Genomic DNA, 15,336 nt, shown 5'->3' with positions numbered 1-15,336 from the left:
GCCGCCACCGCCCGCGCCCCGCCCGCGGACGGCCCCCCCCGCGGCGGGGGGGGGGGGGCCTCCTGTATGTCCGTGGCCGGGCCGACCGCCGGTCAGACGGCCTGCCGTCCGACCGGCGCGTCGACCAGGTGTGCGAGGTGTTCCGGCACCGTCCCGCCGCGGGCGACCGTGGCCCGCGCCCACAGCCGACCGGCGCGGTACGAGGACCGCACGAGCGGACCGGCGAGCACGCCGGCGAAGCCCATCCCCTCGGCGAGTTCGCGGAGCTCGACGAACTCCTCGGGCCTGACCCACCGGGCGACCGGCAGGTGCCGGGGCGACGGGCGCAGGTACTGCGTGAGCGTGATGATGTCCGTCCCGGCGTCGTGCAGCTGCTGGAGGGCGTCCTCGACCTCGGCGCGCTCCTCGCCCATGCCGAGGATGAGGTTCGACTTCGTGACGAGCCCCGCGTCCCGTCCCTGGCTGATCACGTCGAGCGACCGTTCGAACCGGAACGCCGGGCGGATCCGCTTGAAGATGCGCGGGACGGTCTCGACGTTGTGCGCGAAGACCTCGGGACGTGCGTCGAACACCTGGCCGAGCTGGTCTGGACGGCCGTTGAAGTCGGGCACGAGGATCTCGACGCCGGTGCCGGGGGAGTGCTCATGGACCGCGCGGATCGTCTCCGCGTAGAGCCAGGCGCCGCCGTCGGGCAGGTCGTCCCGCGCCACACCCGTCACGGTGGCGTAGCGCAGGCCCATGCTCGCGACGGAGGCCGCCACGCGGCGGGGCTCGTCGCGGTCGAGCGGTTCGGGGCGGCCGGTGTCGATCTGGCAGAAGTCGCACCGTCGGGTGCACTGCGCACCGCCGATGAGGAACGTCGCCTCGCGGTCCTCCCAGCACTCGAAGACGTTCGGACACCCGGCTTCCTGGCAGACGGTGTGCAGCTGTTCCGCGCGGACGAGCGCCGACACCTCGCGGAACTCCGGGCCCTGGGTCGCGCGGGTCTTGATCCACGGGGGCTTGGTCTCGATCGGGGTCGCGGCGTTCCTGGCCTCGACGCGGAGCATGCGGCGGCCTTCCGGAGCGAGGGTCATGCGGGGATCCGTTCCTCGGTGCTGATGCGGTGTCCGGTGTGCATGCCGTCGAACGCCCGCTGGACCAGGTGTGCGACGACGTCCCGGACCTCGGCGACGGTGACCGGCCGCGCGGCGGCGGCGCTCAGGGTGGTGACACCCGCGTCGGCGATGCCGCACGGGACGATGGCGCGGTACGCGTCGAGCGCGTTGTCGCAGTTGAGGGCGATCCCGTGACTCGTGACGCCCTCGGCGACGTGCAGGCCGACGGCGCCGACCTTGTCGGTCGTGCCGTCCTCGTGCCGGACCCACGCGCCGCTCCGGCCGGTGACCCGCGACGCGTGGACCCCGACGGCGGCTGCGGCGTCGACGAGGACCTGCTCGAGGTCACGCACCCACGCCACGACGTCGAGCGGCTCGGCGAGGCGGACGACCGGGTAGGCGACGAGCTGCCCTGGGCCGTGCCAGGTGATGCGGCCGCCGCGGTCGACCTCGACGACGGGGGAGCCGTCCGTCGGCAGGTCGGTCGGCTCGGTCCGTCGTCCGGCGGTGTACACGGACGGGTGCTCGCAGACCACGAGCGCACCCGGCGACCGCCCCGCGACGACGTCGGCGCGGAGGCGTCGCTGCAGCGCCAGGCCTTCCGCGTACGGCAGGAGTCCCGGTGGGCGGACGACCTCGAGTTCCGGCATGGACGGCATCGTACGACGTTTGTGGACGGCGTCCAACAACCCGGCAGTCGGGTCACCGGTCGTGTCGGACGGGTCCCTGTAGAATCGTCGGATCATGGCGCAATTCGGATCTCTTTCTGATCGGCTCACCGAGACCTTCCGCAACCTGCGGACGAAGGGGCGACTCTCCCCGTCGGACGTGGACGGCACCGTCCGCGAGATCCGCCGGGCCCTGCTCGACGCCGACGTCGCGCTCGAGGTCGTCAAGTCCTTCACCGCCGCGGTGCGCGAGCGTGCCCTGTCGGACGAGGTCAACCGTGCGCTGAACCCCGCGCAGCAGGTCGTGCAGATCGTCAACGAGGAACTCGTCGGCATCCTCGGCGGCCAGCAGCGTCGGCTCGAGTTCGCGAAGCGGCCGCCGACGGTCATCATGCTCGCGGGCCTGCAGGGCGCCGGCAAGACGACGCTCGCGGGCAAGCTCGGCAAGTGGCTCAAGAAGGACGGCCACACCCCGATGCTCGTCGCGGCGGACCTCCAGCGCCCGAACGCCGTCCAGCAGCTCCAGGTCGTCGGCGAGCAGGCCGGCGTGCACGTCTTCGCCCCGGAGCCCGGCAACGGCGTCGGCGACCCGGTCAAGGTCGCGAAGAACGCGATCAAGGCAGCCGTCGACCAGCAGTACGACACCGTGATCGTGGACACCGCCGGACGCCTCGGTGTCGACGCCGAGCTCATGAAGCAGGCGGCGAACATCCGCAAGGCGGTCGACCCGGACGAGGTCCTGTTCGTCATCGACGCGATGATCGGTCAGGACGCCGTCGCCACGGCGCGTGCCTTCCAGGAGGGCGTCGACTTCACCGGTGTCGTCCTCTCGAAGCTCGACGGTGACGCCCGCGGTGGTGCGGCCCTGTCGGTCGCGAGCATCACGGGACGTCCGATCATGTTCGCGTCGACGGGCGAGTCGCTCGACGACTTCGAGCCGTTCCACCCGGACCGCATGGCGAGCCGCATCCTCGACCTCGGTGACATCCTCTCCCTCATCGAGCAGGCCCAGGGTGCCTTCGACGAGGAAGAGGCGCGCAAGGTCGCGGACAAGATCGCGACCGACAACTTCACGCTGAACGACTTCCTGCAGCAGATGCAGCAGCTCCGCAAGGCCGGCTCGATCAAGGGCATGCTCGGCATGCTCCCCGGCGCCAAGGGCATGCGCGAGGCGCTCGACAACTTCGACGAGCGCGAGATCGTCCGGACCGAGGCGATCATCCAGTCGATGACCCCGCAGGAGCGCGAGCTGCCGAAGCTCCTCAACGGCTCCCGCCGCCTCCGCATCGCGAAGGGCGCCGGCTCGACCGTGACCGAGGTCAACCAGCTCGTCAACCGCTTCGAGCAGGCCGCCAAGATGATGAAGACGGTCGCCCGTGGCGGCGTCCCGCAGATGCCGGGCATGGGTCCGATCCCGGGCATGCACGGCGGCAAGAAGCAGCAGCAGGGCGGCGCCAAGAAGAAGAAGGTCGGCAACCCGGCCAAGCGTGCCGCGTTGGCCGCCGGTGCTGCCGCGGCCCCGCAGCAGGCGCCGAAGGGCTCCGGTCTCGGTCTCGGCGGCGGCAAGAACGGCAAGGCGCCCACGGAAGAGGAGCTGGCCAGCCTGCAGAAGTTCCTGGGGCGCTGAGCGCGCCCGAATGACGGACACCAGGCCCGTGGCGGATCCGCCACGGGCCTGGTGTCCGTCTGCTGATCGGCGGGCGCGCGCCCGTCTTGTCTCCTCCCGCCGACTCGGAACGACATCGTCGCTGTCGTACGACGACGACGGTGTCGTTCGTTGCGCGCGCGAGCAGTTGCGGGCGCGCACGAGCGACACTGCGGTTGTCGTACGACAGCGACCGTGTCGTTCTGAGTCCGCGCGCGGGGCGGTGTCGGGGCGGGCGCGCCGGGCGGGCGGCGGCGCGCGCCGCGCTCAGAGCGAGTCGCGCAGCTCCTGCACCAGGTGACGGACCACGGCGCGCAGATCGCCGTCGTGCTGCTGTGCGACCGCGAGCTGCCGCTGGTACGACGCACCGTGCTCGATCATCGTGTCGAGGTGGTGCAGTTCCTGCTGGCAGCCGAGCCGCTCGGCGACCGGGTCGAGCCGCGCGACGAGGTCGTGCACCTCGTCCGTGACGAGTCGTTCGTCCCCGGCGGTGTTCGTGATGATCTCCGCGTCCATGCCGTAGCGGGCCGCCCGCCACTTGTTCTCACGGACGAACCACGGCTGCATCGTCGGCAGGGTCTCGCCCGCGTCGAGTCGGTCGGAGCACTCCGTGACCAGGCTCTGCACGAGCGCGGTGACGGCCCCGACCTCGTCGACGGTCGAGATGCCGTCGGACACCCGGTTCTCGAGCGTGCCCCACTGCGGTGAGGGCCGGATGTCCCAGCGGAGGTCCTGCACCCCGTCGATCACCCCGGTGTGGGTGAGGTCGCCGACGACCTCCTCGAAGTTCGCCCACGCGCCGAGGTGCGGCGGCAACCCGCCCGTCGGCAGCTGCTGGAACATCAGCGCCCGGTTCGACGCGTACCCGGTGTCGGTGCCCGCCCAGAACGGGCTCGACGCGGTGAACGCCTGCACGTGCGGCACGTACGCCAGCATCGCGCCGAGGATCGGGAGCGCCTTGTCGCGGTGGTCGATGCCGACGTGCACGTGGACGCCCCAGATCAGCATCTGGCGGCCCCACCACCGGGTCCGGTCGATGAGCGTCGTGTAGTGCTCGCTGTCCGGCGTGATCTCCTGCTGATCCCACACGGCGAACGGATGCGTGCCGGAGCACATGACCTGGGCGTCGAGCGGCTCCGCGGCGTCGACGACCTCGCCGATGATCCCGGACAGCTCCGCAGTCGCTCCCCGCACGGTGCGGTGCACGCCCGTGACGACCTCGACGGTGTTCGTCAGGAGCTCCTCGGTGACCTGCTGGCGGGAGCCGAGACGCTCGCGGACAGCGGCGATCACCGCGGGGGCCCGCGGGGTGAGGTCCGCGGTGTCACGGTCGACCAGGGGCAGCTCCCACTCGACGCCGATGGTCGACGCCGGGGACTCGGTGAAGCGGATGTCCATGGTGGACATCCTGCCCGGGTCCTTGTCGGACACGCACAAACAAGCGTTCGCCCCGTCGTGGGATGCAGTTTCTCAGGACTTACCCATGGGGACTACCGTAGAAGCGCTCAACAGGGAAGAGGAACGCATGCAGCTGGTGGTCCGCGGTACGACCGCACCGCTCGTCGGAGAGCTCGACATCCCGGTCTCGAAGTACCACGCGCACCGCGCGCTGGTCCTCGCGTCGCTGGCGAAGGGGACGAGCATCGTCTCCGGCATCAGCACGACGCGCCAGGTCGAGTGGACCGTGGGCACGCTCCGCGCCCTCGGCGTCGACGTCAAGCGCCGCGGCAACGAGTACCACGTCACCGGGCTCGGCGGCCGCTACGAGGCGACGGACGTCGTCGACCACGGTTCGCGCGGAGCCGACGGCCTCCTCAACATGGGGTCGTCCGGCACCACGCTCTACTTCATGACGGGCCTGGCGTCCCTGGCGGACAAGCCGATGACGCTGTCGGGCATGAAGTACTTCCAGCGCCGTCCGATCAAGGCACTGCTGACCTCCCTGACCCAGATGGGCGTCGAGCTCGAGGCGACGAACGACTGCCCGCCGGTGACGGTGCAGCCGAAGCGTCCCCGCGGCGGCGACGTCACGATCGCCGGCACGCTGTCGCAGTGGATCTCCGGTCTGCTCCTGGTCGCGCCGTTCGCCGAGCAGGAGACGCGCGTCCACATCACGGGCGGCCGCCTGAACGAGCAGCCGTACGTCGAGCTCACGGTTCGGATGATGCGTCAGTTCGGGCTGCAGGTCGAGGTCTCCGACGACTGGCTCGAGTACCGGATCCCGGCGAACCAGCAGGCGACCCCGCACGACTACGTCATCCCGCCGGACATCGGCTCGGCCGCGTTCGGCATCGCCGCCGCCGGCATCCGCGAGTCGAACGTGCTGCTGCGCGGCATGACCTCGTTCACCACAGCGGACACCGACCACCCGGAGAGCGAGTTCCTCGACCTCGCGACGGCGATGGGCGTGCCGATGCGGATCGACGAGGAGACCGGCTTCGTCCGGATCGAGCACGACGGCTCGCCGCTGAAGCCCCTCGACATCGACTGCCAGCCGATCCCGGACCTCCTGCCGATCCTGTCCACGATGGCGACCTTCGCCGAGGGCACGACCCGGCTGTGGAACGTGGCGCACATCCGGCTCAAGGAGTCCGACCGCGTCGCCGCGATGCTCCAGCTCAACCGCATGGGCGGGCGCGCGGAGCAGGGGGCCGACGAGCTCCGCGTCACCGGGGTCGCCCCGGGTGCGCTACACGGTGCGTCGATGTCGTCCTTCAACGACCACCGCGTGCTCATGTCGCTCGCCGTCGCCGCCTCGAAGGCCGACGGGGTCTCCGCACTGACGTACCCGCGCGCCTACCGGATCTCCTACCCGACCTTCCTCGAGGCGATGAACTCCGTCGGGCTCGAGATGGAGGTCGGTGACGCCGAGGCCGCCATGGCCGCCGCCGACACCCGCGCCGAGCGCGCCGACGTCGCCGACCAGCACACCGACCTCGGCGAGGACACCGACCAGGTCGCCGCAGCAGCCGACCTGCCCGAGCTCACCGGTGTGGACGCCGACCCGCTCGTGCTGTCCGAGAAGGTCCGCACGCTGTCCGAGACCGACCCGGACGGCCTCGCCGTGATCGAGGTCGGCGGACCGGAGCCCGTCAACACCACCTGGCGCGAACTGCAGGACGAGGCCGACAAGGTCTCCGCCCTGCTCCTCGAGCTCGGCGTGCGGACCGGCGAGTCCGTCGCCATGCAGCTGCCGAACTGGCGCGAGTTCGTGTCGATCACCCTCGGTGCGATCCAGATCGGCGCGGTCGCGACGCCGATCATGCCGGTGTTCGGGCCGCGCGAGACCACGATGACGCTCGCCCGGTCCCGGGCCCGCGTCGTGTTCCTGCCGAACGTGTTCCGCAAGCGTCGCCCGGCGCTCGAGCTGCTCGACGTCGTCGACGAGGCGAAGGCGCAGAAGCGTCGCCTGTCGGTCGAGCACGTCGTCGTGATCCGCTCGGAGGCCCGCGGCCAGGACGACACGCCGACGAACCAGCCCCCGCTGCCGGCCGACGCCTTCGACCGCGTGAGCGCGAGCGAGTGGAACTGGCGGTACTTCGACACCGCGCTCGAGAGCGTGCAGGTCGACGTCGATCAGATCCGCTCGCACGCCCCGACGCCGGACGACGTCTGCCAGCTGCTCTTCACCTCCGGCACCACGGGCGAACCGAAGGGCGTGCAGCACCCGCACCGCACGCTCGGCCTCGCCACCGCGATGCACGTCGCGCAGTCCGGCCTGACGAAGGACGACCGGATCTACATCCCGTCGCCGCTCGCCCACCAGACCGGCTTCCTGTACGGCATGCTGCTGGCCTTCCGGCTCGGCGCCGCCCAGGTCATCCAGCCCGTGTGGGACGGCAAGGTCGCCCTCGACCAGGCGTTCGGCGCTGCCGGAGCGACCTTCGTGCAGTGTGCGACGCCCTTCCTCACCGACCTCGTCGACCTCGTCGAGGCCGGAGCGCCGCAGCCGGAGTCGCTCCGCGTCTTCGTGCCGACCGGTGCCGCGGTGCCGCGTGCGCTCGCACAGCGGGCCAGCACCGTGCTCGGGACCGCGATCCTCGGCGCGTTCGGCACGAGCGAGACCTGCCTCGGCGCGCTGTCCAGCCCGTCCGACGACCCGGCGGACGCCTACGGTCACGACGGTCGCGCGCTGGCGGGGATCCGGATCCGCATCGTCGACGACGAGGGCAACGAGCTCCCCGCCGGCACCGAGGGCAACTTCGAGCTGCACTCGCCGACGATGTTCGACGGGTACCTCGACCGCCCCGACCTGACCGACGACGTCTTCACCGAGGACGGCTGGTACAAGACCGGTGACCTCGCGAAGCTGTCGGACAAGGGCTTCCTGTCGATCACCGGCCGCGTCAAGGACGTCATCAACCGCGGTGGCGAGAAGATCCCCGTGGTCGAGATCGAGAACCTGCTCTACCAGCACCCGCTCGTCACCGACGTGGCGATCGTGGCGATGCCCGACGAGCGGCTCGGGGAGCGCGCCTGCGCGTTCGTCGTGTCCGCCCGCCAGGACGAGACGCTCGACTTCGCCACCATGCAGCAGTACCTCGAGAAGTCCGGTGTGTCGAAGTACTACTGGCCGGAGCGACTCGAGTACATCGACGAACTGCCGCGGAACGCCGTCGGCAAGGTCCAGAAGAACGTCCTGCGCGAGCAGGCGGCCGCGCTCGTCGCGACGAAGGAGAACTGAAACGATGACGATGGTCACGGAAACCGCAGTGGAACAGGACTTCCAGCAGCTCAAGGCCGAGGTCACCGAGTGGGTGCGCGGCCGCGGTGAAGAGTGGGCGAACGAGATCGAGCGCACCGGCCAGGTGGCCCCCGCGCTCTTCCAGGAGCTCAAGGACAAGGGGTGGCTGTCGCTCGCGGCGCCGACCGAGCTCGGCGGCCGCGCGATCCCGTTCTCGCGCTACCTCGAGGTCATGGAGATCGTGTCGCGATCGCACGCGTCGATCCGCATGCTCGTGCACGTCATCAACGGCACCTGGCGCGCCATGGCCCCCTACGCCTCGACGGAGCAGATCGAGCAGGTCGTCAAGCCGAGCGTCGCGGGGGACAAGCTCGTCGCGTTCACGCTGACGGAGGCCACCGCCGGCACCGGCGCGGACATCCGCACGACGGTCCGTCGCGAGGGCGACACCTACGTGATGAACGGCGAGAAGCACCTCATCACGTTCGGCGTCAAGTGCGACTACTGGCTCATCGCCGCCCGACTCGAGGGCACCACGGGCCAGGACGGCACCGTCGCGTTCCTGATGCCGAACACCGGCCTCCCCGGTGCCGAGGTGATCGACGACTCGGACACGATGGGCATCCGCGGCACCGACCACGCGATCCTCCGCTTCACCGAGACCCCGATCCCCGCGAGCGCCCGCCTGGGCGAGGAGGGCCAGGGCCTCGAGGTCGCACTCGGCGGCTTCCTGCTCCCGAGCCGCGTGTCCGTCGCGATGAGCGCCGTCGGCCTGGCCGAGCGCGCGAACGAGCTCGCGGTCGAGTACGCGAACGAGCGCGAGACCTTCGGCAAGAAGCTCTCCAGCCGCCAGGCGATCCAGTTCTACATCGCCGAGAACTACGCCGACATCGCCGCGGCCCGGGCCCTCGTGCTCGAGGCGGCGCGTGCCTACGAGGAGGGCCGTCCGGACGCCGGTACGCTCTCCAGCGCCTCGAAGATGGTCGCCGTCGACATGCTCGCGCGGGTCACCGACAAGGCCCTCCAGGTGCACGGCGGCCAGGGCTACTGGAAGCGCAACGCGATCGAGCGCGTCTACCGCGACGCCCGCGCGCAGCGCTTCGAGGAGGGCACGAACGAGATCCAGAAGCTCGTCGTCGGCCGCGCCGTCGTGACCGGCCAGGCCGGGTTCTAGCCGCACAACGCACCGGGCGGGAGGCTCGTGGCGAGCCCGCCACGAGCCTCCCGTCCGCACCCTGCTCATGCAACAAGAAGGACTGAAGTGACCGACAGCACCGCACCCATCGCGCTCATCACCGGGGCCTCCCGCGGCATCGGCCGCCTGCTCGCGCAGAAGCTCGGCCAGCGCGGCGTCACCGTCGTGGTGACGTACAAGGGCAACGCCGACCTGGCCGAGGAGTCCCTGGCCGACGTCAAGGCCGCCGGTGGCGACGGCATCACGGCGCAGGTCGACATCGAGCAGCCGGAGTCGATCGACGCGCTGTTCGACCTGGTGCGCGACACGTACGGCCGCCTCGACTACTTCGTCGCGAACGCCGCCGCCAGCGCGTTCAAGCCCGTCGCGGACCTGAAGCTGCACCACCTCGACCGCAGCTACGCGACGAACGCGCGCTCGTTCGTGCTCGGTGCCCAGCGTGCCGCCGAGCTGATGGACAACGGCGGCCGGATCGTCGTCGTCACGTCGTACGGGTCGCTCCGGGCGTTCCCGACGTACGCCGCACTCGGTGCCGCGAAGGCGATGAGCGAGTCCTACATGAAGTACATGGCGGTCGAGTTCGGCCCGCGGCAGATCACCGTGAACGCGGTGAACGGCGGACTCATCGACACGGACTCGCTCGAGTACTTCTACACGAAGGTCCCCGGCCAGGCGCCGATCGAGACCGTCTACGAGAAGCTCCCGCTGCAGCGCCCGGGCACCGCGGACGACATGGCGGACGCCGTGGACTTCCTGCTGTCGGACAAGGCGTCGTACATCACCGGGCAGGTCCTGTCGGTGGACGGCGGCCTGACGGTCATCGCGCCGCCGTACTGGGCGGACACGACGTCGCCACTGCGCGACGCGGTGCTGCCGCCGGCCACGACCGCTGCGGACGCCTCCTAGCCATGGCGACCGCCGCTCCCGACGTCGCCGTCGTCGCCTCCCCGTGGACGCTCGGCCCACTGCGGCTGCCCAACCGGGTGGTCATGGGGTCGATGCACACCGGGCTCGAGGTTCACGACGACGGCGGCGCCGGGATGGCGGCGTTCTACCGTGAGCGGGCCGCCGGGGGAGCGACGTGCATCATCACCGGGGGCATCGCAGTGAACGACGAAGCCCGCGGTGGCCCGGACTTCGCGGTGTTCGGCGTGGACGGCGCGGACGAGCGGTTCCGCGTGGCCGTGGACGCCGTGCACCGGGAGGGCGGAGCGATCCTCGCCCAGCTCTTCCACGCCGGGCGGTACGCGCTCGTCGGCGGCATGACCGACCGGCACGGGAACCCGCAGCGTGCCGTGGCGCCGTCGGCCCTGCCGTGGGCAGCGGCCAGGGGCGTGCTGCCCGAGGCGCTGACGGGCGAGGAGATCGAGCGCACCATCGCGGACTTCGCGGCTGCCGCCCGCACCGCCAGGGACATCGGGTTCGACGGCGTCGAGATCATGGCGTCCGAGGGCTACCTGATCAACCAGTTCCACTCGCCGCTGACGAACCTCCGCGACGACGCGTGGGGCGGCTCTGCGGAGGCTCGGCGGCGCTTCCCGGTCGCCGTCGTGCAGGCGGTCCGCGCCGCCGTCCCGGACCTCGCCGTGACGATCCGCCTGTCCGGCGCCGACCTCATGCCGGGGTCCTCGACCGACGACGAGGTCGACGCGCTGGTCCACGACCTGCTGCCGCTCGGACTCGACGGCATCTCGGTCGGCATCGGCTGGCACGAGTCCAGGACCCCGACCGTGCAGGCCGCCGTGCCGCACGGGGCATGGCTCACCCACGCGTCGCGCATCGCCCGCGTGGTCCGGGCGTCGCCGTACCCGGACGTGCGGGTCATCGCCTCGAACCGGATGACCGACCTCCGCGACGGTGAGGCCGTCCTCGCCGACGGGCTGCTCGACGCGGTCGCGCTCGCACGGCCGTTCCTCGCCGACCCGTCGATCGTGGAACGGTCCCTCGCCGGACGGTTCGACCTCGTGAACACCTGCATCGGCTGCAACCAGGCCTGCCTCGACCGATCGATCGTCGGGCAGCCGGTCTCCTGCCTCGTGAACCCCCGCGCTGCGCGGGAGGTGGCCTTCCCGGCACGACCGACCACCGACCCGAAGCGCGTCGACGTCGTCGGCGGCGGCCCCGCCGGGCTCGCCGCCGCGGTGGACGCCGCCCGTCGTGGCCACCGCGTCACGCTGTGGGAGGCCGCGGCGGAGCTCGGTGGGCAGTTCGGCCTCGCCGCGGTCATCCCCGGGAAGGAGGACTACGCCGCGACCGTCCGGGCTGCCCGGGCCGAGCTCGACGACCGCGGTGCGACCGTGCACCTCGGCCGCGCGGCGACGACGGCGGACCTCCTGGACAGCGACGCCGTCGTGCTCGCCCCCGGCGTGGTCCCGCGCGAGGTCGACGTCCCCGGCGCCGACCTGCCGCACGTGCTCAGCTACGAGCGGGCCCTGCGCGAAGGCGTCCCGGCCGGCACCGTGGCGATCATCGGCGGTGGCGGCATCGGTGTCGACACCGCGGCGTTCCTCACCGAGTCGCCGGACGAGGTCGTCCGCGCCGCCGACTTCGCCGAGCGCTGGGACGTCCCCGTGGCGTCCGACGTCCTCGGGGACCTGCCACAGCGCCAGCCGGTCGCCGTGCGGACGACCCGCCCCGGCGACCAGGTCACCGTGCTCCGTCGCTCCGGCAAGTTCGGCCAGGGCGTCGGGCTCACGTCGCGCTGGGTCGCTCTCGGCCGCCTCCGGGACGCGGGCGTCCGGATGGTCGGCGGCGTGCAGGAGTACCTCCGCATCGAACCGGGTGCGTTGTGGATCCGCGACGAGGACGGCGAGGAGCGGCGGATCCCGGCGGACTCCGTCGTGGTCTGTGCGGGGCAGGAGACCGCGGTGCACGCCGACCGCGACGGTGCCGCCGGACTCGAGCCGGGCCTCCGGGCGGCCGGCGTGCCGTACGCGGTCGTCGGTGGCGCACGCGACGCACGGAGCGTCGACGCGGTGCGCGCGACCTCCGAGGCACTCGAGGCGGTCCGTTCCCTCGCACCGTGACGGCGCGCCCTGGCTCGCTTCTTGCTCGGAAACCTGCAAGAATGAACGGTCGAATCGTGTCCGCTCGACCCTCTATCCAGCGGTGCACGATCTCATCCGAGCTTCCACCGCGCGTGCCCCCACGCCCGCGGTTCCGGTTCAACCACAACAACACGCAACAGGAGCATTTGTGGCTGTCAAGATCCGTCTCAAGCGTCTCGGTAAGATCCGGGCGCCGTACTACCGTGTCGTCGTCGCCGACTCGCGCACCAAGCGCGACGGCCGCGTCATCGAGGAGATCGGTCAGTACCACCCGACCGAGGAGCCCTCGGTCATCAAGATCGAGTCCGAGCGTGCGCTCTACTGGCTCGGCGTCGGCGCGCAGCCGACCGAGCAGGTCGCCGCGCTGCTGAAGCTCACCGGTGACTGGGCCAAGTTCAAGGGCGAGAAGGACACCGAGTCCAAGGTCAAGGTCGCGGAGCCGAAGCAGGCCTTCGTCGCCGACACCGCCAAGAAGGCCGTCCTCCAGCCGAAGTCGGAGAAGAAGGCCCCGGCCGCTCCCGCCGACTCGGCTGACGAGGCCGCAGAGACGACCGAGGCGTAATTCCTTGCTCGAATCCGCGCTGACGCACCTCGTCAAGGGGATCGTCGATCACCCTGACGACGTGCGCGTCGCCAGTTCCACCTCCGCGCGGGGCGAGGTCCTCGAGGTGCGTGTGCACCCCGAGGACCTCGGCCGCGTGATCGGACGCGCCGGTCGGACCGCAAAGGCGCTCCGCACCCTCGTCACGGCTCTCGCCGATGGCAAGCGGGTGCGGGTCGACGTGGTCGACACCGATTCCTGACGAGGCGACCCAGCTCCGGGTGGGTCGCATCACCAAGGCGCACGGGCTCAAGGGCGGTCTGAAGCTCGAGCTCTACACCGACGACCCGGATCGTCGGTTCACGCACGGAGCGGTCTTCACGCTCCAGGTCCCCGAGGACTCCCCGTGGTCGGGCAAGACCATCGCCATCGACGAGCTCCGCTGGTACAACGGCCACCCGGTCGCCTTCTTCGAGGGCATCGGTGACCGGTCGGCGGCGGAGACCCTGGCGCGGGCCATCCTCTGGGTCGACCAGGACCCCGATGAAGAGACCGGCGAGGACGACGCCTGGTACGACCACCAGCTGGTCGGCCTGCGTGTCGTGCGCGACGGCGTCGAGGTCGGTACCGTCGCCCGGGTCGACCACATGCCGGCACAGGACCTGCTCGCGGTGTCCACGCCGGACCGCGGCGAGGTCCTGGTGCCGTTCGTCTCGGCCATCGTGCCGTCCGTCGACATCGCCGGCCGCACCGTCACGGTGACGCCGCCGACCGGACTGTTCGAGGACCCCGAGGACACGTCGCGTCCCGAGACGGTCTCGTAGCCGTCGTGCGCATCGACATCGTCACGATCTTCCCGGAGTTCTTCGGGGTGCTCGACGTCTCGCTGCTCGGCAAGGCGCGGCAGGGAGGCCTGCTCGACGTGCACGTGCACGACCTGCGCACCTGGACGACGGACCGGCACCGCACCGTCGACGACACCCCGTACGGCGGCGGTGCCGGGATGGTCATGAAGCCCGAACCGTGGGCGCAGGCGCTGGAGTCCCTGCTGCGACCGGACGGCTCCTCGACGCTCGTCGTCCCGACGCCGGCCGGGACGCCGTTCACGCAGTCGATCGCGCGCTCGCTCGCCGCGGACGCCGACCACCTCGTCTTCGCCTGCGGGCGGTACGAGGGGATCGACGCCCGGGTGTTCGCGTGGGCGGCGTCGCGCTGCACCGTCGTCGAGCTCTCGCTCGGCGACTACGTGCTGAACGGCGGCGAGGTCGCCGCGATGGCCATGATCGAGGCCGTCGGTCGGCTCGTCCCGGGCGTCGTCGGGAATCCCGAGTCCCTGGTCGAGGAGTCGCACGAGGACGGGCTGCTGGAGTACCCCTCGTACACGAAGCCCGCGTCCTGGCGGGACCTCGACGTCCCGGAGGTCCTGCTGAGCGGGCACCATGGGCGGGTCGCCGCGTGGCGGCACGAGCAGCAGATGGAGCGGACGCGGCGCGTCCGACCGGACCTGCTGCCGTAGACGGCCGCACCTGACGGACGGGAGGCCCGTGGCGACACCGCCACGGGCCTCCCGTCCGTCTACTGGTCGCGCTGGGCGCGACGGAGGGTCAGGATCTCCGGACCCTGCTCGGTGACCGCCACCGTGTGCTCGACGTGGGCTGCACGTGAGCCGTCGACGCTCTTGAGCGTCCAGCCGTCGTCGTCCTGGTACAGCTCGTCGGTGCCGCGCATGAGCCACGGTTCGATCGCGACGACGAGGCCCGGCCGGAGCTTCAGTCCGCGTCCGGGGCGTCCGTCGTTCGGGACGTGCGGGTCGCCGTGCATGGTGTGGCCGACGCCGTGCCCGCCGAACTGCAGGTTGACGCCGTAGCCGCCGGCGTGCGCGACCGCGCCGATGGCGTGCGAGACGTCGCCGAGCTTGTTGCCGGGTCGCGCCTCGGCGATGCCGGCCACCAGGGCGCGCTCGACCGTGTCGATGAGCCGCTGGTCCTCGGGGTCCGCGGTGCCCACCTGCACGGTGACCGCGGAGTCGGCGACCCAGCCGTCCACGCTCGCGGCGAAGTCCATGCTGACGACGTCGCCGTCCCGCAGGATGCGGTCGTGGGGGAGCCCGTGCAGTGCGGCGTCGTTGACGGACGTGCAGAGGTGCTTGCCGAACGGCGACTTGCCGAACGAGGGGTGGTAGTCGACGTAGCAGCTGACGGCACCGCGGTCGGCGATCATCCGCGCGGCGACCCGGTCGAGGTCGAGCAGGTTCACGCCGACGTCCACCGTCGTCAGCAGCTCGTCGAGCACGTCGGCGACGAACCGTCCGGCGACCCGGAGCCCGTCGAGTTCGGCGGGGGTACGGAGTTCGATCATGGGTCCATCCTCCCGCGTTTCGTCTCGGCGCTGTTCTGTGGCAAGATTGGTAGCCGTGCCCTGGCTGGACTCTGCCACGGGGGAGTCGCCGACACCGGGTA

13 protein-coding genes are annotated in these 15,336 nt (G+C 71.3%); 9 read left to right on the top strand and 4 right to left on the bottom strand.

Annotated elements, in window-relative coordinates; translation table 11 throughout:
- Positions 1 to 92: 92 nt before the first annotated feature.
- Both lipA and lipB read right to left on the bottom strand, forming a co-directional pair.
- Positions 93 to 1,076, bottom strand: coding sequence for a lipoyl synthase (gene lipA / locus FS641_RS15835; protein ID WP_144765549.1), 984 nt, complete (start codon positions 1,074 to 1,076; stop codon positions 93 to 95).
- The gene (gene lipB / locus FS641_RS15830; protein ID WP_144765547.1) at positions 1,073 to 1,747 is read right to left on the bottom strand and encodes a lipoyl(octanoyl) transferase LipB; all 675 of its coding nucleotides are present in this window, start codon (positions 1,745 to 1,747) and stop codon (positions 1,073 to 1,075) included. The genes lipA and lipB overlap by 4 nt, the downstream gene beginning before the upstream one ends.
- Before the next feature lie 94 nt (positions 1,748 to 1,841).
- On the opposite strand from lipB, the gene ffh reads away from it, so the two are divergent.
- The gene (gene ffh, locus FS641_RS15825; RefSeq protein ID WP_144765545.1) at positions 1,842 to 3,392 is read left to right on the top strand and encodes a signal recognition particle protein; all 1,551 of its coding nucleotides are present in this window, start codon (positions 1,842 to 1,844) and stop codon (positions 3,390 to 3,392) included.
- Between the two features lie 285 nt (positions 3,393 to 3,677).
- Here ffh and FS641_RS15820 read toward each other — a convergent pair whose 3' ends face one another.
- Complete coding sequence (locus FS641_RS15820) at positions 3,678 to 4,817, bottom strand: glutamate--cysteine ligase (RefSeq protein ID WP_222122117.1); 1,140 nt, start codon at positions 4,815 to 4,817, stop codon at positions 3,678 to 3,680.
- Between the two features lie 118 nt (positions 4,818 to 4,935).
- On the opposite strand from FS641_RS15820, the gene aroA reads away from it, so the two are divergent.
- The 8 genes from aroA to trmD all read left to right on the top strand — a co-directional run bounded on the left by aroA (position 4,936) and on the right by trmD (position 14,393).
- Positions 4,936 to 8,094, top strand: coding sequence for a 3-phosphoshikimate 1-carboxyvinyltransferase (gene aroA, locus FS641_RS15815; protein ID WP_144765541.1), 3,159 nt, complete (start codon positions 4,936 to 4,938; stop codon positions 8,092 to 8,094).
- A 4-nt stretch (positions 8,095 to 8,098) separates the two neighbouring features.
- A complete protein-coding gene (locus tag FS641_RS15810; RefSeq protein ID WP_144765539.1) occupies positions 8,099 to 9,268 on the top strand; it encodes an acyl-CoA dehydrogenase family protein in 1,170 nt (389 codons plus the stop codon).
- Between the two features lie 87 nt (positions 9,269 to 9,355).
- Positions 9,356 to 10,195 carry an SDR family oxidoreductase gene (locus tag FS641_RS15805; protein ID WP_144765537.1) on the top strand — a complete coding sequence of 280 codons (840 nt, stop codon included), beginning with the start codon at positions 9,356 to 9,358 and terminating at the stop codon, positions 10,193 to 10,195.
- A gap of 2 nt (positions 10,196 to 10,197) precedes the next feature.
- Positions 10,198 to 12,315 (top strand): FAD-dependent oxidoreductase, encoded by a 2,118-nt coding sequence (locus tag FS641_RS15800; protein WP_144765535.1) that lies wholly within the window; start codon positions 10,198 to 10,200, stop codon positions 12,313 to 12,315.
- Between the two features lie 169 nt (positions 12,316 to 12,484).
- Positions 12,485 to 12,898, top strand: a complete 414-nt coding sequence (gene rpsP, locus FS641_RS15795; protein ID WP_144765533.1) for a 30S ribosomal protein S16 — start codon at positions 12,485 to 12,487, stop codon at positions 12,896 to 12,898.
- Positions 12,899 to 12,902: 4 nt separating this feature from the next.
- Positions 12,903 to 13,139: an RNA-binding protein gene (locus tag FS641_RS15790; protein WP_022905822.1), complete on the top strand. Its 237-nt coding sequence runs from the start codon at positions 12,903 to 12,905 to the stop codon at positions 13,137 to 13,139.
- A complete protein-coding gene (gene rimM, locus FS641_RS15785; RefSeq protein ID WP_144765531.1) occupies positions 13,096 to 13,701 on the top strand; it encodes a ribosome maturation factor RimM in 606 nt (201 codons plus the stop codon). The genes FS641_RS15790 and rimM overlap by 44 nt, the downstream gene beginning before the upstream one ends.
- Before the next feature lie 5 nt (positions 13,702 to 13,706).
- A complete protein-coding gene (trmD, locus tag FS641_RS15780; RefSeq protein WP_144765529.1) occupies positions 13,707 to 14,393 on the top strand; it encodes a tRNA (guanosine(37)-N1)-methyltransferase TrmD in 687 nt (228 codons plus the stop codon).
- A 59-nt stretch (positions 14,394 to 14,452) separates the two neighbouring features.
- Here trmD and map read toward each other — a convergent pair whose 3' ends face one another.
- Positions 14,453 to 15,235, bottom strand: a complete 783-nt coding sequence (map, locus tag FS641_RS15775; protein ID WP_144765527.1) for a type I methionyl aminopeptidase — start codon at positions 15,233 to 15,235, stop codon at positions 14,453 to 14,455.
- Between the last annotated feature and the right edge of the window lie 101 nt (positions 15,236 to 15,336).

The organism is Curtobacterium sp. 9128 (assembly GCF_007673775.1).
Classification (GTDB): Bacteria; Actinomycetota; Actinomycetes; order Actinomycetales; family Microbacteriaceae; genus Curtobacterium.
This window is presented reverse-complemented; position numbering and strand designations above follow the sequence as displayed.